General features: G+C 67.3%; 18 protein-coding genes and 1 tRNA gene (1 of these 19 running past the window's edge). 9 read left to right on the plus strand and 10 right to left on the minus strand.

Annotated features, from left to right (window positions below; genetic code table 11):
• Positions 1 to 400: 400 nt before the first annotated feature.
• The 4 genes from JN22_RS21685 to JN22_RS21700 form a co-directional block, all read right to left on the minus strand.
• Positions 401 to 2,017: a Shedu immune nuclease family protein gene (locus JN22_RS21685; protein ID WP_085555900.1), complete on the minus strand. Its 1,617-nt coding sequence runs from the start codon at positions 2,015 to 2,017 to the stop codon at positions 401 to 403.
• A 90-nt stretch (positions 2,018 to 2,107) separates the two neighbouring features.
• The gene (locus JN22_RS21690) at positions 2,108 to 3,871 is read right to left on the minus strand and encodes an ATP-binding protein (protein WP_085555901.1); all 1,764 of its coding nucleotides are present in this window, start codon (positions 3,869 to 3,871) and stop codon (positions 2,108 to 2,110) included.
• Between the two features lie 10 nt (positions 3,872 to 3,881).
• On the minus strand, positions 3,882 to 4,910 hold the full coding sequence (locus JN22_RS21695) for an SIR2 family protein (RefSeq protein ID WP_211099679.1): 1,029 nt from the start codon (positions 4,908 to 4,910) through the stop codon (positions 3,882 to 3,884).
• An 842-nt stretch (positions 4,911 to 5,752) separates the two neighbouring features.
• Positions 5,753 to 6,115 (minus strand): hypothetical protein, encoded by a 363-nt coding sequence (locus tag JN22_RS21700; RefSeq protein ID WP_085555902.1) that lies wholly within the window; start codon positions 6,113 to 6,115, stop codon positions 5,753 to 5,755.
• 644 nt (positions 6,116 to 6,759) lie between these two features.
• Between JN22_RS21700 and JN22_RS21705 the strand changes: the two genes are divergently transcribed.
• Positions 6,760 to 7,173, plus strand: coding sequence for a helix-turn-helix domain-containing protein (locus JN22_RS21705; RefSeq protein ID WP_085555903.1), 414 nt, complete (start codon positions 6,760 to 6,762; stop codon positions 7,171 to 7,173).
• Positions 7,174 to 7,579: 406 nt separating this feature from the next.
• Here JN22_RS21705 and JN22_RS35010 read toward each other — a convergent pair whose 3' ends face one another.
• Entirely contained in the window at positions 7,580 to 9,439 is a 1,860-nt protein-coding gene (locus JN22_RS35010) for a MobA/MobL family protein (protein WP_085555904.1), read from the minus strand.
• Between the two features lie 1,066 nt (positions 9,440 to 10,505).
• Here JN22_RS35010 and JN22_RS21715 point away from each other — a divergent pair.
• On the plus strand, positions 10,506 to 11,045 hold the full coding sequence (locus tag JN22_RS21715; RefSeq protein WP_143268375.1) for a hypothetical protein: 540 nt from the start codon (positions 10,506 to 10,508) through the stop codon (positions 11,043 to 11,045).
• 511 nt (positions 11,046 to 11,556) lie between these two features.
• Here JN22_RS21715 and JN22_RS21720 read toward each other — a convergent pair.
• Both JN22_RS21720 and JN22_RS21725 read right to left on the minus strand, forming a co-directional pair.
• A tRNA-Ser gene (locus JN22_RS21720) sits at positions 11,557 to 11,647 on the minus strand.
• 84 nt (positions 11,648 to 11,731) lie between these two features.
• Entirely contained in the window at positions 11,732 to 12,523 is a 792-nt protein-coding gene (locus JN22_RS21725) for an alpha/beta fold hydrolase (protein WP_085555906.1), read from the minus strand.
• Positions 12,524 to 12,586: 63 nt separating this feature from the next.
• Between JN22_RS21725 and JN22_RS21730 the strand changes: the two genes are divergently transcribed.
• From JN22_RS21730 to JN22_RS21745, 4 genes are all read left to right on the plus strand, one after another.
• Complete coding sequence (locus JN22_RS21730) at positions 12,587 to 13,804, plus strand: glycosyltransferase family 4 protein (RefSeq protein WP_085555907.1); 1,218 nt, start codon at positions 12,587 to 12,589, stop codon at positions 13,802 to 13,804.
• 61 nt (positions 13,805 to 13,865) lie between these two features.
• Positions 13,866 to 14,744 carry a TIGR01459 family HAD-type hydrolase gene (locus tag JN22_RS21735; RefSeq protein WP_085555908.1) on the plus strand — a complete coding sequence of 293 codons (879 nt, stop codon included), beginning with the start codon at positions 13,866 to 13,868 and terminating at the stop codon, positions 14,742 to 14,744.
• A gap of 142 nt (positions 14,745 to 14,886) precedes the next feature.
• Entirely contained in the window at positions 14,887 to 15,330 is a 444-nt protein-coding gene (locus JN22_RS21740) for a PaaI family thioesterase (RefSeq protein WP_085555909.1), read from the plus strand.
• A 48-nt stretch (positions 15,331 to 15,378) separates the two neighbouring features.
• Positions 15,379 to 15,837, plus strand: a complete 459-nt coding sequence (locus JN22_RS21745; RefSeq protein WP_085555910.1) for a hypothetical protein — start codon at positions 15,379 to 15,381, stop codon at positions 15,835 to 15,837.
• A 61-nt stretch (positions 15,838 to 15,898) separates the two neighbouring features.
• Here JN22_RS21745 and JN22_RS21750 read toward each other — a convergent pair whose 3' ends face one another.
• Complete coding sequence (locus JN22_RS21750; protein ID WP_085555911.1) at positions 15,899 to 17,992, minus strand: DUF4139 domain-containing protein; 2,094 nt, start codon at positions 17,990 to 17,992, stop codon at positions 15,899 to 15,901.
• 336 nt (positions 17,993 to 18,328) lie between these two features.
• Here JN22_RS21750 and JN22_RS21755 point away from each other — a divergent pair, with 336 nt between their 5' ends.
• Positions 18,329 to 20,014: a CHASE3 domain-containing protein gene (locus JN22_RS21755; RefSeq protein WP_085555912.1), complete on the plus strand. Its 1,686-nt coding sequence runs from the start codon at positions 18,329 to 18,331 to the stop codon at positions 20,012 to 20,014.
• A gap of 138 nt (positions 20,015 to 20,152) precedes the next feature.
• Here the strand turns inward: JN22_RS21755 and JN22_RS21760 are convergent, their stop codons facing one another.
• Positions 20,153 to 20,389 carry a hypothetical protein gene (locus tag JN22_RS21760; protein ID WP_143268377.1) on the minus strand — a complete coding sequence of 79 codons (237 nt, stop codon included), beginning with the start codon at positions 20,387 to 20,389 and terminating at the stop codon, positions 20,153 to 20,155.
• 13 nt (positions 20,390 to 20,402) lie between these two features.
• Positions 20,403 to 20,588 carry a hypothetical protein gene (locus tag JN22_RS21765; protein ID WP_085555913.1) on the minus strand — a complete coding sequence of 62 codons (186 nt, stop codon included), beginning with the start codon at positions 20,586 to 20,588 and terminating at the stop codon, positions 20,403 to 20,405.
• A 252-nt stretch (positions 20,589 to 20,840) separates the two neighbouring features.
• On the opposite strand from JN22_RS21765, the gene JN22_RS21770 reads away from it, so the two are divergent.
• A complete protein-coding gene (locus JN22_RS21770) occupies positions 20,841 to 21,554 on the plus strand; it encodes a response regulator (RefSeq protein WP_085555914.1) in 714 nt (237 codons plus the stop codon).
• Positions 21,555 to 21,735: 181 nt separating this feature from the next.
• Positions 21,736 to 21,954 carry the 5' end (the start) of a 2-hydroxychromene-2-carboxylate isomerase gene (locus JN22_RS21775; protein ID WP_085557285.1) on the plus strand. The gene runs 396 nt beyond the window's last position, so 219 of the gene's 615 nt are visible here — the first part of the coding sequence; its start codon is at positions 21,736 to 21,738; its stop codon lies off the right edge, out of view.

Raw genomic sequence — 21,954 nt, forward strand, 5'->3', positions numbered from 1 at the left:
GCGTGTCATTCGGGTCGGCATGGCTGACGGCGCGGCGCGACCGTGAGGAACACCACCAGGAGCGGTCCCAACACGCGCGCGATTCTATTGCCATGGGCACAGCCACGGATGGAAGAGGGAAATTGCCACACCCACTGTCCGAGCCGCGCTGTCCCTACATCTGCGGAACCGTCCGTGCTTCCGTCATGGTGCAACGGACGTGACGGCGCGGTCACGCGGCGCCGTGCATCTGCCATCATCCGTTCACCGTCTTGGCGGCGCCGGCAACGGACGTTGCATCCGTCCACATTTCCCAGAATTCAATGGTGCCGCTGGTAGGTGTACAGGATGGATTGGAAATGAAGATGTGGCTTGAAGGGAGGATGGAGGATACCGGCACCAATGCCTCAGCAGCGTCTGACTAGGCAGACGCCCCCTTTGGTCGCCGACGAGTCGACGGGATGGCCGCCGCTTCCGGTGCGGCGGCAGCTGTCCCATTCGAAGTATTAGCTGCTATACTGCTGGAAGAGTTCTCGGCATCAGGCGTCCGCAAAAATCCGACAAGATCTTCCAGTTTTGCAAGCATTTCATCGAATGTGATAACCAAAACTGATTTCAGGCCATGCCGAAACAGCTCTAGGGATTTCTTCTGATCACGATCATTTGGTGCTCTACCAATAATCACGATCCCCTGCACGGCGTAGCTCTCCACGTCATGGATACCGGAGCTGTGCTTCAAAACTGTCAAATGCGTCTGAAGCTGCAAACGCTGATCAAGGATTTGGTTTACAGATCCAGAAAGATGGCGACTTGGCGCATAGACCCCACCACGATATGGATCATTGTCAAACAACGGAGTCTCTGCAGTTTTTATCTCGACCAACAAGAGGTTTCCAGTCGCGGCAGCCTTCAAAGCAAAATCCGATATTTTCTCACCAGTCTTGTTGAATTTACCACCACCAACAGAAACCTGCTCCTGCATTTGCACAACCGGAAATCCAAAAGCTAGACGCAGCACAAAAGGATTGTTCTCGAAGAATTTTTGCCAGCCATTTTCCTTCGTCTTTTTTTCAATGAGCTTTTTCAGCCTCTCGATCAACCCCTCGAGGGTAACCACCTCGATTTCCCGGCTCAACTGAAGCAAAGCTTGCGACTCTCTCTTGGCGGCTGGCTTCGCTGCAGAGCGCGCTGCGGCGATGACAGTGCGTTGGTCCGCCTCCGACAAACTGTCGCCCGATCGAGAAGCGATCACCGCGGTTACGCCATCCTTACGGTAAATCGGGGGGTGCTCGGGATGGCCAACCGGATCAACAACAGACAGCAAATGATTGTGCGAAATGCGATATTTTTCTTCCCCCGCTTGGTCTAGTGCTTTCTCGTGGACGCGCCGGATCGCCCGCCGAAGTTCGTCGAACTGCACCTTTGCCAGTATGTAGCTGCGGCCCTCCACTTTGGGCAGACCCTTTCGATGACCAGATCGCACGACAATCCTGTCGACGTCTAAGCCACCTAAAGTATCCGTGATTGCACTCAATTCGTAGTCAATGCCCATTCCATACTGAGGCGAACGCACAAATCCCATGGGTAGCCCGTTGAGTTCTCTCAACGCACCCTCAATGTCTTCCACTCTAAACAGATTCAATCCTTCAAAACGAATCGACTTTACATTCTTGTACTTTGGATCGAACAGTCCATGGCTGCCGCTTGTGGTATTCACAGGAAAGACATCAAGTATCTTTGCATCAACATCTGCAGAGACCAGCAGGATTGGTCCAACGGATGGCGTGGCCACATCATGACGTGACGAAGATGGCACCCCAACAACGCTCCCTTGGCGCGGAGAATTGACAGCGCCTAGCAAGTCATCAGCAATATCACTAAAGTCATTTGAAGTGCGCTGATATGACGCCACCTCGAGACCGCGCTGATTGGGCTGAAAGCTGATCGTCCACTTCTTTTTACCAGCTCCTTTGAAAATGAGATCGCCATAATCGGCAGCCTCAGCGCGCTTGGTACTACGGTATGGATTTAATGCCATTTTTGGTTGTCCAAACTACCAGAGTCCAGGGGCTGGAGCGACGCTCCACCGCGCCCAGCGTCGGTCTCGGACCGCGCTGGACGGGATGGGTCACGCCGCAGCGCCTTGTGTCTGCCGCCGCCATCCGCTGACCGCCTCGGCGGCGGCGCCCACTGGCGTTGCATCCGCCCATTTGTCCCAGAAGTCGATTGTACCGCTGTTGGGCGTGTGGGACGGCTTGGCGATGCGGATACGGCTCGGCAGGAGGCTGGCATCGCCGACCACCAGCGCCTCACCGGTGTCCAAGATCGGCAACAGATCGCCGAAGCTACCTAGGCTGTCCGGCAACAGGCGCTTGATCACGCTCTGGTCCTCACCGTTGGTCAGACGCATGGCCACCACGTTGTTGCACTGACTGAGCACCGTCCGGTTGACCTCCGACGGCCGCTGGCTGATCACCACCAGCCCCACCCCGTACTTACGGCCCTCCTTAGCGATCCGCTCGAAGATCCCCACGGAGATGTCGTCCGCCGCCCCGGCGCCCGCGCGCTCGGGAATGTAGAGATGCGCCTCGTCGCAGAGTAGGGCGATCGGATGCCGACGCCCGGGCGTGGTCCACTGCTGCACGGAGAAGGCGAGCTTGGCAACAAGGCTCACGATGAGCGGCAGGATGTCGGAGGGCACCTCGGAGAAGTCGATGATCTTCAAGCCGCCCTTGCCGTCCGGTTGGTCCTGGCTGCCCGCAAGCAGCGTCGATACCAGCCGCTCCAACCAATCAAATGCCATCGTGTCGGCGCCTGGGCGGAACAGGAAGCCAAGGCGCCGATCCGACCGCTTGTTCTCTAGGCGGGCGATGAGGCGGCTCAACTTGCCGTGGTAGTCCCCCTGCTTCTCCTGCTTGGCACCAGGGACCATCTCGGTGTTGAGCTTGTTCAGATCGCCAAAGACTTCCTCCAGGTCGAACGGAACCGGACTGTCGATGGTGAAGTTGTCGAGGACGTCCTGGTGCCCGCCGCGTTCCAAGTAGGCGCGCTTGGCACCAGTGATGGCGCGCTGCATGACCATGGTCTGGTTCGGCGCGTTCTGGTCGCTACGGTCGACGAACATGGTGACCAGCGCCTCGTAGCCGAGCAGCCAGTACGGGAGGTAGAGGACGCCTTCCGCCAGCGACGCTGCTTGGTCGAGATCGCCCGGCCCGGCGATCCGGAAATGCCGAATGCCTTCGGCCTGCAGCGTCTGGTACTCGCCGTGAATGTCGAACACGATGGCGTTCGCGTTGGGCAGCGCCGCCACCTGCTCGAGCATACGCGCCGTCGTCCAAGACTTGCCCGAGCCCGTGCTGCCGACAATGACGGCGTGCCGTTGGAAGAACTTGTTACCATTCAGGAAGGCTTCCGCGCGGTCGTCAAGGGTGTAGCAACCCAGTGACAGGCGCTGGCCATCGCTGGCGATGCTGGCAATCACCCGCATGAAGTTGGTCAGGCGTTCGCCTTCAACGGCGTAACAGTTCGCGTCGATTTCAGGGACGGTCTCCAGAGTGCGCAAGAACACGTTGCGTTGCTCGCCAAGCCGGTCGACCAAAGTGCCGATCAGCGCAATGCGCACAAGGTTCAGCTCCGGCGCAGCCTCGTCCTCTTCGGCGCCGACGCCGACCTCGCCTTCGCTCTGGGTGCGCGGCGCGGCGGCGCTGCGCGTGATCTTCTGGATGATGCCCACCAGGTGCTGTCCGGGCCGTGTGCTCTCCAGTACGGCCAAGCGGTTCACCTGCAATTGCCGAAGGCGGTCGATGTCGGCGACCCTGACGACCACAACAGTCGTGTCCACTGACAGCACGCTGCCGAGAGCGTCGGAGTCTCTGAAGTCGAAGATGCTCACAATGCTCTCCCTACATCACCATCCCAAGAAACTCGTCCAGGCGCCAGACCGGGCGATCCGGAATGTCGACGCCGTTGGGGTACTCCGCGCTGTAGAGGCGCGAACCAGTGCCACTCTCCTCCAGCGCCATGAAGCGCCGGCATCCTCCCTTGAGCAGGAAGTCCTTGGCCGTGGGCGACACGGCCTTGGTGATCAGTACCAAGGGCACCGGCTGGGCCCGGCAGCGCTCCACCAGCTTCGGCTGGATGTGCGTGTCGTTGAACCCGTAGCCGATGCAAAGGTACGCCTGCGCCGTCGCGAGTGCGGTGTCCGCACCCGCCAGGATGGTGCGGAACGGCTCATCGTGCGTGATCCGGTACTTTTCGACACCGGGCGTCACGATGACCGGCGTCATGCCGGCTGGCCGGCTCGGCAGGATCGGCAATCCAACGGTGGTGCCTTGAGGGTCACGGAACCAGTCGAGTGACCCATGTACCTTCCACACGTTGACGGTGCGCACCGGGCGATTGTTCTGCTTGAATTTCAGTGGGTGGTCCGTTTGGCGCAGCCGCAGGTATCCGTGACCGAAACCAGTGTGATGACATAGGGCGCCAGCGTCGGCGGCGTACTCGGCGAGCCGGTCGTAGTTGGGTGTGACCACGTTGATTTCGTTGTGGGTGCTCTTCAGAAGGTGCTGGAACAGCCGCGTCAGCGGCAAATGGTGACGGTTGCGCACCACTTGGTCGAACACCGCCATGTCCGCCGGCGCCAGCAGATCCCAGGTCGCGGCGACAACGTGGGCGGTGAGCGTTTCCGTCAGCGCCACTGCAGTCAGCGCCTCCTCAAGATCGAGGGTCGCCGCTGCATTTAGAAAATCCTGCCAGAGATCGCGTTCGCGCGCTTCAAGACCGACCGGCAACGTACTGGCCACGAGATGGTCACGCAGCTGGGGCATGCCTGGGAGGCGGTGCGCAGCCGACGCGCCGCTGCCGAGCACGATCACGGGCGCGCGTTGCACGCACTCCTGAGCGATCTCCAATGCAAGCTTGAATGCCGTCACCGCGACGCCTCCAATCTCCACGCCATAGAGGCGATGGCATCATCGAATTCTTAACAATTTATTCCAAATCTGCCACCAACCGGTGCCGAACACCGTTGCCGCGACAACCACCATACGAGGGTATGCGAGTTGGCTCTTTGTTCCCCACGGATGTCATCGGCGGGCACCGCTGGCTAATTGTGGCCGATGATCGGCTTCTCCGTTCCCGGCGAATCGGGATGCGGTGGCGCCGCATCGCTTGACGGGCCGCCACAGGAAGGCGCTGTGATACCGTCCATGCGCATCCGACGCAGACGACACGGGCATCAACGGACAACTGGACCGTCGAACCACACCCAAACGGTCCCCGGCGGTGCCCTGAAGCGGATCGTCATGCGTCATCCGACGATGGACATCCGTCTCCTCCCGCAAGCCTACCAAGCAATTGCGCCCGCGCCGCCGCGCAAGGAGCCGGCTTTTCCGTTCGCACTGTCGAACCGCAGCACACCCCAGCGGTACACACTGCCGTGTATCAGGCCCATGGAGGCCCTGTCACCGTCGGCGGACTCTGGACGTCAGTCGGGTTGCTGAGCAGTGACGGCCAGCGCCGCGCGCTCGTGCGCGCTCAGATCGCCCTCGGCCGCCCGTGCGAGGACGGCAGCGGCTGCGGCAGCGCGCGCCGCCGCCCGGGAGTTCTCCATCCCATCAGCCGGGAGCCTCCTGGGGGCCGACACACGCCATCCCCAGCCCCGCCATGACTGCCAAAGGCAGAGCGTCCATGGGCCGGTTTGCGCGCTCTCGCCGGGAAACAGGCCACCGCAACTGCTGGTCTCGGTCCAGATCATGCTGACATGCCCTTATGCTCAGAACCAAGCCACGGTGGCGGTCTTGGGCTGGAGCGCCAAGCGCAGCACCGGCCGATCGCAACCGGGCAGCAGAGCCAATCCGTCCCGCTGCGCCGCGTCCAGATCGCGCACGATGTCGAAAATGTCCGTGACCCCAATGGTCACCTGCAGGTTCATCGAACCCAACACCAAGATCAGATCCTCGATCTGCTGGCGCGCGGCGGGCGATCGATCGCCCTGCGACCAAGCGTGCACCGCGTCGCGCAACTCCCGGCATAGGCGGCTTGTCAAGTACGCGGTGTCCGGCTGCAGCACCGTGATCACCGCGTCATCCTCGATTAGACCGATCAGTTGCTGGGCACTGCGTACAATCTGAATCATGGGGGTTTTGTCCTCTGTCGTGCCGCCGCCCGGTGCGGTGGCCCGCAGGGCCAGCCGCCGCACCGGGCGGCGGCTGGGTACGGCACACCGCTGGCGCCACACGGCCCACCCCATTGAGGACCATCAGCGGCAGGCCTTCCGACAGCGCGGCTGCGCGCCCGTCAGCTCGTTCCGCCAGCGCGCCTGTTGCTCCCAACGGTCACTTGGACAACCGGAGCCGGCGGCTCGCCCTCGCCCGACCAAGCAACCGTGGTGGCGGAGATCGCCGTGACCTTGCCAGACCGGTAATGACGCAGGTGTCCGCGGCGCCAGTGGGGCTTCGACGCCGCTCTACCCCCGCATCACGGACCCCAGGTCGTGCCCCACGGTTCAACGCGCGCCGAAGCGTGACGAACCCGTCGGCGTCTCTGCGTTGACACTCTCAGCGTCTCGGGATTCCAAGGGACGTAGGGAGTGCGCTCAGCTTCACGGTGACGGTCCCAACCGGCACGACGGGCGGCGCGTTCTCCAACCCTGCATCGGCCGGTATCGAGCGGATTAGGGTCGGTGAAACCGCACCGCTGCGTATTAAGGCACAGCTCAAGCCTTCCCCGACTGGAGGCGAGGTCCAGATATTGGGCCACATTCTCCAGCGGAGTTTACGAATGACGAAGGCACCCAATCGCTTTGCACGTGTTCCGGCCTGGGTCGCCACATTGAAGCTCACGGCCACCGCTTGGCGGTTGCTGATCGAGATCTGCGCCCATCTCAATCGGGACGAGCAGGCATGGCCATCGCTCGGCCGCATGGCGCGGGATTGGGGCATCGACCGCTCGAACCTCACGCGCGCACTCCACGAGCTCGAAGCAGCGGGCGTGCTCGTCTCTAAGCGGCAGACGCACAAGAAAAACATCGGCGAAGACCGCAGGCTCTACAGGGTGAACTTCAATCCAGATCAGCGCGAGCGCTTCCAAGCCGAAGCGCAGAGAATCCGGAGCGTTGAGGGGGCAACGCGAGAAGCCGCACGGAGCACGGCGGCCGCGACTGCCGCCGTCAACGATGAGGACGTCGCGGCTTAGGCGACTCCGGTTGTCTCGCGCGACACCCCCCTCTTGCCTGGGCAAACAAGCCCGCCATAGTGCCGCAGACACGGGGGCCTTGGCGGACACGCCATCCGAAAGACATATCAGGACAAGAACCCACTGAACAGAACGCAACAGGTAATGCGCGCGCCCATCGGGCGCGCGGTCGGGTTGAAGGAGCATGACGCCCGCGATCTCGGTCCAATGGCGATGTTCTGGGGTGCAATCCGCCGCTTGGCACCAGTCGCGGCAAGGCCGGTGACGGGGCGGCATTCCGTAGCCTATGCCGCTGGCTGGTTGGAGAGCAGGCCACTCGCCCCCGAGCCCCGAGGACCACAGGGTCTACGCGGCTTGCCCAGTTCTCGATACGGTAGCCTCCCGTCGTTGCTGCGCTGGCTGTCGGTCAGCGGGCCACGATGATGTCCGGCAGCCCCATCGGCCGGTCGCGGTACGCCCGCTCGGCCCGCGCCGCCGCCAAGTCGGCGTGCTTGCTGACGCCGCCGCCGCGGCCGTACTCGACGGCGTGCTTGGCGATCGATCCGTGCTGCTTGACGTGGCGATGCACCCACAGCTCGGCCTCCTCAATGGACCCGAACACCTCGCCTTTGTTCGCGAAGCGCAGGATCACCGTCTCTGGCACGCGAGGCGGCATCTTCGCCGCGGCCTCCAGGCGGCGCTCTTCCGCGTCGAGCGGAACGACGTTGATTGGGGCGGGGGCCAGCTTCGGCCGGGGTGCCGGCGGAGTTGGCTGCTCGGTGCGCGCCTCCTCCGCAGCGCCCTCCTGGGCGAGCAGCTTCCGCAGCTTCTGAACGCCATCTTCGACATTCGGGCGGATCGCCTTGGGCTCCTGCGGCAGGATCTTGCCGACAAGCGTCAGGATTCCGCCCTTCACCATCGCCTCGACACGCTCGGCCAGGGCGAGCGCCACGCGCCGCGCCAGATCCCAACTGCGCCGCAGCAGGGCCTCGGTCGCGTCCGCCCGCTTCTTCTCGCCGTCGGCGCGCTTCGACTCCTTCTCCGCCAGATCCTGGGCTGCGGTCAGCGCCGTGGTCAGCCGGTCGATCTCCTTCCGCGCGTCCTCGGCGTCCTCCCGGCGCCGGCGCTCGGCCGCCTCGCGCAGCGTCTCGACACGTTTGGCCACCGGCAGGTCCGGGCCCAGCTCGACCTCCAGGTAGCGCTCGATGTCCGTAACGGCGCGCTCCAGATCGTCGGCCCGGCGCTTGGTCGGCTCCAGCGCCGCATCAGCGGCGTTGGCCCGGGCGGTCGCGTCGAGCGCAGACTGCTGGTAGCCGGCGATCGCCTTTTCGGCCATCGCCGCGCGAGCCTTCGCCAGGTCGCGTTCGGTAGCCATGCGCTCCATCGCGACGTCGTTCTCCTTGATGTCGCGCTGCAGCTGTGTGCGGTCGATCTCCAACGCCCGCTGCAGGTCGCGGTTCTCGCCCTCAAGGCGGGCCACCTCCGTCATCAGGTGGTCGACCTCCTCGGCCCGCTCGTTGATCCGGCGTATACGCTCGTTGACGCGCTCGGGCGGCGGCTTGCCCTTGCCCTTGTACGGCCGGCCCGCCGCCGCAGCCTGCGCCCGCCCCGGCCCCTCGTGCGCCGTCGCCTCGCGCTCGATGCCCAGCGACCGGAAGGAGTCCACCTCCAGCCGCACCAGCGCACCGACCGTCTCCAGGTAGCCATTGGCCAGGTCGCGCCAGTGCCGCCGCACGGCGCGCTTGCCCTCTCGCGCTGTGAAGATCTGCATCACGTACTCACGCCTTGCCCGGGTCTTCTTGCCGGTTTCCCTGGCCCGCTCGGCGGCGCGCTTCTTCGCCGAGTGCTCGGTTTCCTGCCGGTCGATCAAGAGGATGTGGGCGTGCGGATTGCCCAACCCGTCCTTTGCAGCGCTGTCGCGGTGGATGCCGGCGATGGCGCGGGCGCGCCCCTTCGTAAGGTCGCCGATGTAGCGCCGCACGAGTTCACGCTGCTGCTCCTCGGAGATGTCCCGGGGCAGCGCGATGATCAGCTGGCGGACTAGGCCGCGTCGCTCCTCCTCGTCCTTTGCGTCGAGCGGGGCGAACTCGTCGCGGATCGCCTTCCGCGCGGTCGCCAGCACCGTCTCGCGCGGCGCCTCGGCGGGCACGTCGAACCCGACGTGCATCAGGTCGGCGCCCTGCACGGCGTCAGCGCGGGTGTTGTATTTGAGGTGCTCGAGCGCCTGTGGGGCGCCGTCGAACGCGCTGATCTTGAAGCTCAGCCAGAGGGTGCGCGGGGGGCTCATCTGGGTCTCCTTCCCGAACGGGACAAGGCTCGTCGGTCGCCGATAAGAGTGGCCCGGAGGGCCACGTCCCCCCGCAAGCGGGGGGCTTATCGGCTAAGTGCGCAACCCCAAGTAACAACATGTCGATAGGGTGCGCTCACAAAGAGGAGACTGTTCGCAATCAGAGGTTATAACAAGGGGTCAGCCAACAGATCACGGCGGGAAAGTTTTCAGGAGAGGGGTGGATCGGAGAGCGCCGCAGGCCCGCATCAAGAACAGACTCGGGGATCACACCCCAGGCTCCGGCGCCGGAACAGCGCGCCGCCCTCCCTCCGGTCGGCCGACTATCACGCTCCCGATTGGCGCGGTCGGTGCCCTGCCGCGGCCGTTCGGCTCCCCGCCCTGCGGGTCGAGTGTCTTCCTTGCCCCTCTTGATGCAACGTTCCGGGGGATGCTCCGCATCCCCTCAACGCTACGATCCGGCGCAGCTTCGCCGCGCAACTGGCTCGGGCGCGGCGGCCCCCATAGCGCCCGAACATCCGCTTCGGTGAGTTCCCGTGCAGGCGAAGACCCTCACTAAGATCCGCTGACCGGCCGCTGGTCGCGTGAATCGGTCGATCGGATCACTTCCGTATCACAACCCTTGAGCGCCATGCGTACCGCGCGGGCGCACACGGCATCCTCTTGCCCGCAGCCGGCTGGGTCCACTACGGAGGCGCTGCCCAGGACATCGGTGCGGCGGGCCGCCGTCGGCTCACGCCATAAGGATTCGCGCGCGATCACACCGGCACGTCACTTGTGGCGCCGCAAGTCGACCATTGGACCTGTCATCTTGGCGCTGACGCTCCGGGCACGCCGTCGCCCGGCTGCACCCGCCAGCGGACGACCACGAGGTCTCCGGCCATCGCCATCTCACACGGCCTGCTGCAGATTTTGTCAGAGTTGTCCGGAAGTGGACCATATAGACGGGGAGGCCACACACCCGGAGGACATAATGGCAGGTAGGCAGTCAGAGAATATTTTCGAACGCGCCATCGAAGGATCCGTCGACCACCCTGAGAGCGCTCATTCGCTCGGCGTGATGAAGATGATCGACGACATCCTGCGCATCAATGACGACGTCGTCGCTGGTGTCATCGACGCCTTTGTCCATCAGATCGATCATCCCGACGCACCGGACGCTCAGACGCGCCTGGATGCGGCTGTCAAAACGTGGGAGCATGCCTGCCATGCGTCCATGACGCCCGACATCCTCGACGACCTGCATCAGGACGCCGTCGCCCTGATCGAGGAGCGTAAGCGCTGGCCCCCGCAGCTCGACGAGATCCTGGACGGCTGGAACGCATCGCAGCGCGACCTCGGCTATGAAATCGCCGGCCTTCTCGACGGCCCGCGCGGCACGCTGCACCGGCTCTGGGCAGCGCTCTCCTCCGACAAGGCCTTGGCGGACGCCGGTATTCCCGTGTCTGCGTCCGTCGTGCCGAACATCCATAAGCAGCTCGAACGCTTGATCGGCCGGCCGCTGACGGCTGTCGAGTGGCAGCGCCTGGAGAGGCACGCTCACCGTCACGCACGCGACGTTATGGGGCCGCTCATGGGGTCGCTGTTGCGCGACATGAACGATTGAAGCTGACGCGCCGGCCGACTTGCGGCGCCGCAAATCGGCCGTCAAAACATTCGTCCTCGGGGCTCTGGTCGGAGCGGACCCGGTGGATCGTTTCACCGTGGTAAGCGTTGGTCGCCGACCACCTCGGGCGCCTGCAAAGCGGGGTGTACACAGGACCGAGCAGCCGCGATCGTCGGCCGGTACTGAATCCGTGCTGAGTGCAAATGAGAGCCGGCGCGCCGGGGCGCCACGCGCGGCATGTGGTCACCCTTCGCTCTGACGTCCCGCTTGGCGACGCCCCCGCGATTGGCAAGGGATCGGCGTGGACCAGCACCTTACGATGCCGGCGACATCAAGCCACTAACGAATAGCGAGAATGCTTCGGAAGAGCGGTGGACTGCTCTGCAACTGAACCGCGACAAACGCCCGTCATGACTTGGGCTTGCGCCGGCACACAGATCCAGTACACACTGGCTTCGGACACTGTTCCCGCCGCCGGCAGAAGGGGCCAGATAGCTGGCCCTAAGATATATGGCGGAGGGAGAGGGATTCGAACCCTCGATACGCTTTTGACGTATACACACTTTCCAGGCGTGCGCCTTCAACCACTCGGCCACCCCTCCCCGGAGGACGGCGTTATAGCCACCCCGGACGCGCCATGCAAGCCTCCGATCATCGGATCGCGCAATTTTTTGCGATCCGCTCTCTCAGCCGATCTCGCGCACCAGATCGCCGACGGTGCGGCACAGCAGGGCGATGTCCTGCGGGCGCGACAGGCGGTGGTCGCCGTCCTTCACCAGGGTCACCCGCACATCGTCGCCCGTCAGAGTCTCGGCCAGCCTCAGGCTGACCTGCCAGGGCACGTCGGGGTCGCGCTGGCCGTGCAGCAGGCGCACCGGACCGGCGAAGGCGATGGGGCCGCGCAGCAGCAGGTGGTTGCGACCGTCCTCGATCAGGGCGCGGGTGATCGGCTGCGGCTCCGGCCCATACTCCGACGGGCGGTTCCACACGCCCTCCTCCGTGATGGCTCGGCGGACCTCCGCGTCGAACAGGTCCCACATCAGATCCTCGGTGAAGTCGGGGGCCGGCGCGATGCCGACCAGCCCGGCCACCCGTTCGGGCCGGCGCAGCGCGGTCAGCAGCATCGTCCAGCCGCCCATCGACGATCCCACCAGGATCTGCGGGCCGGAGGTCACGGCATCCAGAACGGCCAGCGCGTCGTCGGCCCACAGGCCGATCGTCCCATCGGCGAAACGGCCGCTGGAGGCGCCGTGCCCCTGATAGTCGAAGCGGGTGAAGGACAGCCCCTCCGACACCGCCCAGGCTTCCAGCGACGTCGCCTTGCTGCCGGTCATGTCCGACATGAAGCCGCCGAGGAACATCACGCCGGGCTTGCCGGCGCCCGCAGGCGCGGCCGGGGTGTGATGATAGGCTATGGTCGCCGCACCGCGCGTTAGGCTATGGTGCGCGCCGCCGGCGGCGGCTGCGGTTTCGCTCATATGGTCACCTATGGACGGACTGGCTTGGACGCGCCGGGCGGTCCCATCCGAACAGCCGGCGCCATGAATCCCGACCCCCACCTTACCATCGACGACACCACGCGCAACGCCGCCGCCTCCGATCCGGTCGGCCGCTGGCCGGGCGGGCGGGCGCCGACCGTGCTCCAGGTGGTGCCGACCCTCGTCACCGGCGGGGCGGAGCGCGGCTGCATCGACATGGCGCTGGCGCTCGCCGAGGCCGGCGGCACGCCGCTCGTCGCCTCGCAGGGCGGGCCGATGGTCCGTGAACTGGACCGCGCCGGCATCGCGCACCTGACGCTGCCGCTGGCCTCCAAGAATCCGCTGACCATCCGCAAGAACGCCCGCAAGCTGGCGCGGATCATCCGCGAGCGGCGGGTCGACATCGTCCACGCCCGATCCCGCGCGCCGGCCTGGAGCGCCTGGCTGGCCTGCCGGGAAACCGGCGCCCGCTACATGACCACCTTCCACGCCCCCTACAATTTCGGCAACGGGCTGAAGCGCTGGTACAATTCGGTGATGGCGCGGGGCGAGCGGATCATCGCCATCTCCGACTTCATCCGCCGCCACATCCTGGACAGCTACGACGTCGACCCCGCCCGCATCCGCACCATCCACCGCGGCATCGACCGCTCGGTCTTCGCGCCGGACCGTGTCGGCTCGGCCCGGCTGGTCCAGCTCGCCCGGCAGTGGCGGCTGCCCGACGACCGGCCGGTGATCCTGCTGCCCGGCCGGCTGACCCGCTGGAAGGGCCAGACGGTGATGGTCGAGGCGCTGGAGAAGCTGGGCCGCAAGGACGTGGTCTGTCTCCTGGTCGGCTCCGACCAGGGCCGTTCCGCCTACCGGCAGGAGCTGGAGGCGCGGGTCGAGCGCGCCGGACTCGGCGGCGTCGTGGTGATGACCGACCATTGCAGCGACATGGCGGCGGCCTATCTGCTGTCCACCGTGGTCGTCTCCGCCTCGCGCGAGCCGGAGGCGTTCGGCCGGGTGATCGTCGAGGCGCAGGCGATGGGCAAGCCGGTGATCGTCTCGGCCATCGGCGCCTATCAGGAAACCGTCGTGCCCGGCGAGACCGCCTGGGTGGTGCCGCCGGCCGACCCGGACGCGCTGGCCCACGCGCTGCGCGAGGCGCTGTCGCTGACGCCCGAGCAGCGCGCGGCGATCGGCGCCCGCGCCATGGCCTTCGTCGCCGACCGCTACACCAAGGAGCGCATGTGCGCCGACACGCTCGGCGTCTACGCCGAGCTGATGGCGGAGCGCTGAGCCCTCAGTCCGGTCCCTTGCCCCTCCCTCGCATCATCCCCCTCGCATCACCGCGGACATCATGGCCGACATCCAACAGCTTTCCGGCATCGCCTCCGTCATCGACCGCTACGACGGGTTCATCCTCGATCTGTGGGGAGTCCTGCACGATGGCGAGCGCGCCTATCCCGGCGTGCCCGACTGCCTCGACCGCATGAAGGCGGCCGGCAAGATCCTCTGCCTGCTGTCCAACGCGCCGCGCCGCACCGCCGGTGTGATCGCCAAGCTGGACGGCATGGGGCTGGGGCGCGACCGCTACCACCATGTCATGACCTCGGGCGAGGCGGCCTATGAGGCGCTGCGCGACCGCGACGATCCCTGGCACGCGGCGCTCGGCCGGCGGCTCTACCACATCGGGCCGGAGCGCGACACCGACGTGTTCGAGGGGCTCGGCTACAGCGTCGCGGCGACGCCGGACGAGGCCGACTTCGTCATGAACACCGGCATCGTCGTCTTCGGCGAAACGCTGGCGGACTACCAGCCGCAGCTCGACGCCTGCCGCCGGGCCAACCTGCCGATGATCTGCGCCAACCCGGACCTGATCGTCATGGTCGGCCCGCAGATGGTCATCTGCGCCGGGACGCTGGCGGCGCGCTACGAGGAGATGGGCGGCGAGGTGCGCCAGCACGGCAAGCCGCACGCCCCCGTCTACGACCGCTGCCTGAAGCTGATGGGGCTGGGCGACAAGCGCCGCATCCTGGCGGTCGGCGACAGCCTGCGCACCGACGTGGCCGGCGCCAACGCCGCCGGGCTGGACGTGGCGCTGGTCACCGCCGGCATCCACCAGGAGGAGCTGGGCGGGGCCGCCTGGGGCGAGGCCGTCGATCCGGTGACTCTGCGGGCCATCGCCGACGCCTCGGGGCATGTGCCGACCTACGCGATTCCCAGCCTGCGCTGGTGACGGGCGGCGCCTTCGCCGACGGTCCGGCGATCGGGAAAGGCGTAATGCCGCAGCGCGGCGAAGGATGCTGCGCCGCAGCTTGATCCGGGCGCCGGGCTGGCGCAGGGTGTCGCGCACTGCAACCCTCTGCGGAGAGCGCCCCGTGACCGCCACGTTCGAACCCCGTGATCCCGATTGGAAGGCGCGCTGCCTCGCATCCTTCGAGCGGCAGCCGATCTGCCGGACGCTCGGAATCGAGCTGACGGCGGTCGAGCCGGGCTTCTGCGAGATGCGGATGCCGTTCCGCGAGGAGCTGACGCAGCAGCATGGCTATTTCCACGCCGGCATGGTGTCGACGCTGGCCGACAACGCCGGCGGCTACGCCGCCGCCACGCTGATGCCGGCCGGGTCCGAGGTGCTGGCGGTGGAGTTCAAGATCAACCTGATGTCGCCGGCCAAGGGCGACGTGATGATCGCCCGCGCCCGCGTGGTAAAGCCGGGCCGCACCCTGGTGATCACCCAGGTCGAGGTGTCCATGCTGGAGGGCGGCGTGGAGAAGGATTGCGCCCTGATGCAGCAGACGGCCTACTGTCAGATGCCGCGCTGAGCGGCCCGAACGCGCACGAGAGAATCCATGCGAGGGAAGGGAGCCATCATGCCGACCGTCCGTCTGTCCGTTGCCGGGTTTGTTGTTGCCGTTGCCGCCGTCTGTGCCGTCGCCGCGCCGGCCCAGGCGAAGGAGCCGCCGGCCTGCGCCGCCGTCTCCTTCCGCGCCATCGTCCCCGGCGGACCGGACGGCGAGCAGGACGCCGGGCTCTACAAGTCCCGCTTCGGCAAGATCGAGATCAAGGCCGACGTCAGGGGCGGGGAGGGCACCAACTACGTCATGGTGCTGAACGGCAAGAGGATCGAGGGGCCGGCCAACCCACCCAAGCTCTCCGAATCCTGCCTGAAGTCCAAACACGTCAAGCTGCCCTTCGCCAGGCAGCCGGCCGGGAGCTGCACGGGCGGCCGGTTCCGCGTCGTCATCGACCGCTCCGGCGGCAAGGCGGTCGCCGCCTTGTTCGGGCTGAAGGGCGACGACTGGGCCTATTGCAGCGCCACCACCCTCTGACGCGTGCTGCCCGGATGGCCGCGCCGGCCATCCGGGGCACACGCCCTGGCCGCCGGCCGTTCTACAGCGCCAAGCCGCGGATTCCGTCGCGCAGGCTCTGCCGGGCCGCCTCGGCTTCGGCACGGGCGGCGGTGAGGTCGCGGGCCAGCGCGTCCAGCCGGTTCTCGGCCTCGCCCATCTTGGCGAGCGTCCGCTTGTGCAGGTCGCTGCCGGGCGGCAGGGCGGTCAGATTCTCGCGCAGGCGCTCCTGATCCTTGATCCGCTCGGTCTGCTCGCGCTCGACGTCGGCGATGCGGCGCTCCTTCCCGGCGACGGCGGAGCGCAGGGCGGCGAGCTTGGTCAGCGCGTCGCGCAGGGCCTGCGGCAGCTCGGTGGCGGCCGCCTGGACGGCGAGCTGGTCGGCGGTCAGGTCGGAGAGGACGATGCGCTCGGCGCGCGGACGCTCCAGCGCCGCCGTCAGCGTCACCGTCTTGCCGGCGGGAACCGCCAGAGGCAGCCGGTAGGCGCCGGCGGTGGCGTCGGTTCCGGCCCCGGTTCCCGCATTGCCTGCGGCGGCGGCCGGTTCGGCCAGATCCCAGCCGGGGCGGCGCGGGTGCTCGATCACCAGCGCGCGGTCGCCGTCGGCGGCTCCCGCCACCGTGTAGGTGGTGGTCTGCCGATCGACGACGGAGAGGGTCAGCACCCCGTCCGCGACGCTGGCGCGGGCGATGCGGCTGCTCGGCTGCTCGGCGCGGTCGACGGTGACGGCCTGATCGACGGCGAAGGAGAGCAGCCGGCTTTCCCCGGCCGGCAGGGTCGCCATGCGGGCGTCGCCGACATAGGCGGGGGCGCCCTCCACCGTCTCGTAGAAGGTCAGCAGGCCGGGCGGCAGCGCCGCGCCCGAATCGTTGCGCAGCCGCAGGGACGCCAGCGGGTGGCGCGGCTGGGTGCCCGGCTGATAGAGCGCGACACGCTCGGCCGGCAGGCTGCGGGCGGCGATCGGCATCATCAGCGTGCCGCCGTTGGGAACGGTAACCGGCTGCGGGTAGCGGAACAGGACCTGCGCGCTTTCCGCCGCGCTGGCTTCGGCGCTTTGCAGCGCGGCGGGCGGCGGCGGGGCGTAGGGGGCGGCCTTCGCCAGCGCCCCGGCCGCCATCGGGGCCGCCCCTGGGGCCGCCATCGGCGCGGGTGCGGCCATCGCGCGCGGCGCGGCGGCCTCGGCCTGGCTCTCCTGGAGACGGGCGGCGCGCTGGTGGTCGAGCGTGACCGCGCCCTCGTCGGCGGTCGGCAGCACGCGGCCCAGCACCTCGACCGGCACCTCCGGGCGCTCGACGAAATAGGGGGTGTAGAGCGCTTGGCGCAGCGTTACCGGATTGCCCGACACCACGGTCAGCTCGACGTCGCGCCAGTCCTCGCCGCTCAGATTCTCCAGCACCGCCCAGCCTTGCAGGGCGCCGGTGGTGGCGCCCCTGGCCGGGGCGCTCAGCCGGTAGGTCGCCTTCCACAACGGTGTCGCGGCGACGTAGGCGACGCGCACCACGCGCTCGCCGGCGGTGTCGCTGGCCGAGCTGCGCACGGTCAGCCGCCGCCGCTCGCGCCGCCCGTCGTCGGCGACCGCCGCCAGCGCGGCGTCGAGCTGGGCCTGCACGCGCGCGTCGGTGAAGCGCAGCGCGTCGGACTCCTCCAGCACCAGTTGACGCAAGCCCTCGGCGGTCATCAGGCTGACGCGGTGACGGGTCGTCGTGCCGCCGCCGTTCGGAAGCTGGACGGTTTCCTCCGTCACCGACAGCAGGCGCCCGGTCAGCTGCCGCGCGCCGCCGGTGGTGACCTCCGCCCCCTTCAGCGCGTTCAGCAGGGCGGCGGGGGAGGCGAGGTCGCCGGGGGAGAAGGGCAGCTCGCGGAAGGCGGTGTCCAGCGGCTCGGCTCCCGGCAGCCCGATGGTGCCGACGCCGCCGCGCTCATCATAGACGACGACGCTCTTCAGCACGTCGTCCATCTGGTCGCGCCGCACCTCCAGCGACAGGGTGGCGTCGCCGGTCACCCGCGCCTCGTATTCGAAATAGCCGACCCCGCCGGTCGACAGCAGCACCCGCTTCAGCACCAGGGCCTGGTCGGCCAGGGCCGGCGCGCTGGTCAGCAGCAGGGCGGTTGAGGCGAGCAGGGCGGCGCGGATCATGATGGGGTCTCCGTTCTGTTGAACCGTTCCCCGACCGATACGCCGGGATTGGGGCGGGATTGGGGAGGACGACGCCGGCCAGGAGGCCAGGACGCCTCCATCGAACGGATTACCCTTTTCGGACGGGCTTGCGGCCCCGTTTGAGTGGCCTGGACGAAAGGGAGACTTTCCCGACGAATTCCTCCCAATTTCGGCTTATGCGATTGTCTTGCTCCGCCTGCTCCTAATCTATCCGAACGGAGCCGGTTGGGTGCGGTGCGGCATGGAAGAGGGAGCGCTCGGCGAGCTTTTCCATTCACACGCCCATGGTGCGATCATTTGCGGAGCGTGCTTAGAATGACTGCGTTTGACAATCTTCCCATCGCGCGGAAACTGCTTCTCGCCTTCGCCGCTCTCATCGCGATCATCGCCATCGTCAGCGGCGTCACGGTGCAGACCCTGACCACCATCCGGGCCGGCGACCACGCGACCATCCGCAGCCACGCGGTGATCGAGGCCGGGCGCAACACGCTGGCCGCCATGGTCGATCAGGAAACCGGCCTGCGCGGCTATCTGATTTCCGGCGACAAGAGCTTTCTCGGCCCCTTCACCCGTGGCCAGGAGCGTTTCGCCCGCAGCTTCGACGAGGTGAGGCGCCTGACCGCCGACAACCCGGAGCAGCAGCAGCGCCTCGACGAGATCAAGCGCCACGCCGACTCCTGGCGGGTCAAAGTCGCCGAGGAGGAGATCGCGCTGATGGAGCGGCCCGAGACCCGCGCCGCCGCCGGCGAGATGGAGGCCAAGGGGGCCGGCAAGGAGGCGATGGACAACATCCGCCGTCTGGTCGCCGAGTTCCAGCGGGCCGAGGCCGTCACGCTGGAGCGGCGCAGCGCCGCGCAGGAGACCGCCTTCGCCACCGGCTATTGGGTCGTCGGCATCGGCGCCGTTCTGTCGGTGCTGGTCGCGCTCGGCGCCGGGCTGCTGCTGTCACGTTCCATCGCCGCGCCGATCCGCGCGATGACCGACTGCATGAAGCGGCTGGCCGGCGGCGACCGCGCCGTGACGATCCCCGGCCTGGGGCGGCGCGACGAGGTCGGCTCGATGGCCGAGGCCGTGGAGTTCTTCAAGCGCAACGCCATCGAGGCCGACCGGCTGGCCGAGCTCCAGCGCGCCGAGGACGCCGCCAAGGCCGAGCGCGCCCGCCGTCTCGACGCGATCGTCGCCGCCTTCGAGGGCAAGATCACCGGGGTCGTCCGCAATCTGGCCGGCGCCGCGCGGGAGGTGCAGTCCGCTTCCGGATCGCTGAACGCGACGGCCGACATGACCAGCCGCCAGAGCACCGCGGTGGCGTCCGCCTCCGAACAGGCGTCGGCCAACGTCCAGACGGTGGCGGCGGCGGCCGAGGAACTGGCGGCTTCCGTCGTCGAGATCGGCCATCAGGTGCAGCAGTCGACCCGCATTGCCGAACAGGCGGTCGCCGCCGCCGGGCGGGCGGGCGGCACGGTGCGCGGCCTGTCCGACGCCGCCAACCGCATCGGCGAGGTCGTCGACCTCATCAACTCCATCGCCGGCCAGACCAACCTTCTGGCGTTGAACGCGACGATCGAGGCGGCGCGCGCCGGGGAGGCCGGGAAGGGCTTCGCGGTGGTCGCCAGCGAGGTGAAGAGCCTCGCCAACCAGACCGCCAAGGCCACCGACGACATCTCCGCCCAGATCGCCTCGGTCCAGGGCGCCACGAAGGAGGCGGTGGCGGCCATCGTCGAGATCGATCGGGTGATCACCGAGATGAGCGAGATCGCCGCCGCCATCGCCTCGGCGGTCGAGGAGCAAGGGGCCGCGACCGCCGAGATCTCCCGCAACGTGCAGGAGGCGGCGCGCGGCACCCAGGAGGTCAACAGCACGATCTCCGACGTCACCCGCGCGGCGGTGGAGACGGGTGGCGCCGCCTCGCAGCTCCGGCAGACGGCCGACGCCCTGGGCGGTGAATCGAGCCGGCTGAACCAGGAGGTCGACGGTTTCCTGGCGGAGGTGAAGGCGGCGTGAGCCTGCGCGGGGGTCTCCAAGCATTGCCATGCCCCCGGTGCCTGGAGGACCCCTGATGCATGATTGGCCGGATCCGGTCCGGCCGCGATGACAGGCAAAGGGCAGTGGAGGACCGGAAAATCCCCGCCGGCTTCCGGCCTAACGGTCCCGATCCGGAAGCCAGCGCCCCATCATCTCGCGCCACAGGCTGGGCGGATGCGGGGCAGGGGCAGGGGCGACGGCCGGGCGGGCGGCGTGGTGGAACGGTCCCGCCGGCCGGTGGTGGACGCAGCGTTCCTGCACCGGCCGGCGTCCGCCGTCGGCGGCGCGGTGGCAGCGGTCCGGCCTTGCGGCTTCGCAGGGCGCGCGGCGGAGCAGGGGAAGCGGGTGGGGCATGGTGGCCGGCGGGTCAGCCGCTGCGGCCGACCGAGCGGGCCGAGTCGAGATGGCGGCGCGCCTCACCCAGCAGCAGACGGTGCTGCGCCAGCGTTTCCCTCATCGATCCGTGATGGCCGTAGACCCGCACCTCGTTCAGCAGACGGTCGGCCCGGTCGAGCAGCGCCAGTCGTTCCAGGCAGTGATCGATGTTCGACATGACTCCCGCGCCTCTCCTGTTGACGGAAGACCGGGGACCGGCCCGGATGGCCGGCCTTCCGATCCGGTGTGGGAATTTAAGCCGTCACGCATGTCCGGTTCATGTCAGGGAAAGGATTTTTTGGTTTCGTCGGCGGGTCGGATGGTTTCAGACGATTCACGCGGGAACCCGCCGGAGGTCCGCTGTTACCGGGTTGTAACGCATTGCGTGCCGCTCGCGCGTGGGCTAAGAAGGAAGCGGGAGGTATCAGGCATGCACATTCTCGCGGTCGATGATGACGAGCCGGTACGGGAGCTGTTGGCGTCCTATCTGACGGCCGAAGGCTACCGCGTCACCACGGCGCCCGACACGGCCGCGGCCAAGCAGGCGCTGGACGGCGATGCCATCGATCTCGTGGTGTGCGACCTGCGGTTGCCGGACGGCGACGGGCTCGGCCTCGTCCGCCAGATCCGCACCGAATCCCAGATTCCCGTCATCATCCTCTCCTCCAAGGATCAGGACGTGGACCGCATCGTCGGGCTCGAGCTGGGCGCCGACGATTATCTGACCAAGCCCTTCAACCCGCGCGAGCTTCTGGCCCGCATCAAGGCGGTGCTGCGCCGAGTCTCCGGCGAGGGGCGTCCGCCGCGCAGCGCCGACGACCTGCGCGCGGTGGTGCAGTTCGCCAACTGGGAACTCGACCTCACCGCCCAGCGCCTGCGCGGACAGGAGGGGCGCGAGGTCGAACTGACCAAGGCCGAGTTCGGCCTGCTCGCCGCCTTCGTCAAGCGGCCTCAGCGGGTGCTGACCCGTGACCAGCTCCTTGACCTGACCCGCGCCGACGGGGCCGAGGTGTTCGACCGCTCGATCGACGTGCTGATTTTGCGCCTGCGCCGCAAGATCGAGGCGAATCCGAAGGAGCCGCGGATCATCAAGACCGAACGTGGCGCCGGCTACGTCTTCGACGCGAAGGTGCGGGCGATCTGAGGAAGGACCAAAGACACGGATGCAGGTTTCGCCCGCGCACGGATGAACGCGGGGAAAAGGCCACCCGCGTCCTTATTCCCCCATTGTTCCAGTGCCTTTCCGGTCCTTGCCCCGTGCCCGCGCTGGACGCCCCTCCGCCGTCGCGCTAGCCTTTCCGGAAGACCAACCGGGAGGAATGCGCGTGCCGGATCCGATCGATTTCTATTTCGACTTCGCGTCGCCCTACGGCTATTTCGCCAGCCTGCGCATCGACGCGCTGGCTGCGGCGCATGGTCGCACCGTCACCTGGCGTCCGATCCTGCTGGGCGCCATCTTCAAGGTGACGGGAATGAAACCGAATCTCGAGCAGCCCTTGCGCGGCGAATATCTGACCCTCGACGCCGGGCGGATCGCGCGGCTG

The organism is Azospirillum agricola (assembly GCF_020005195.1).
GTDB lineage: Bacteria > Pseudomonadota > Alphaproteobacteria > Azospirillales > Azospirillaceae > Azospirillum > Azospirillum agricola.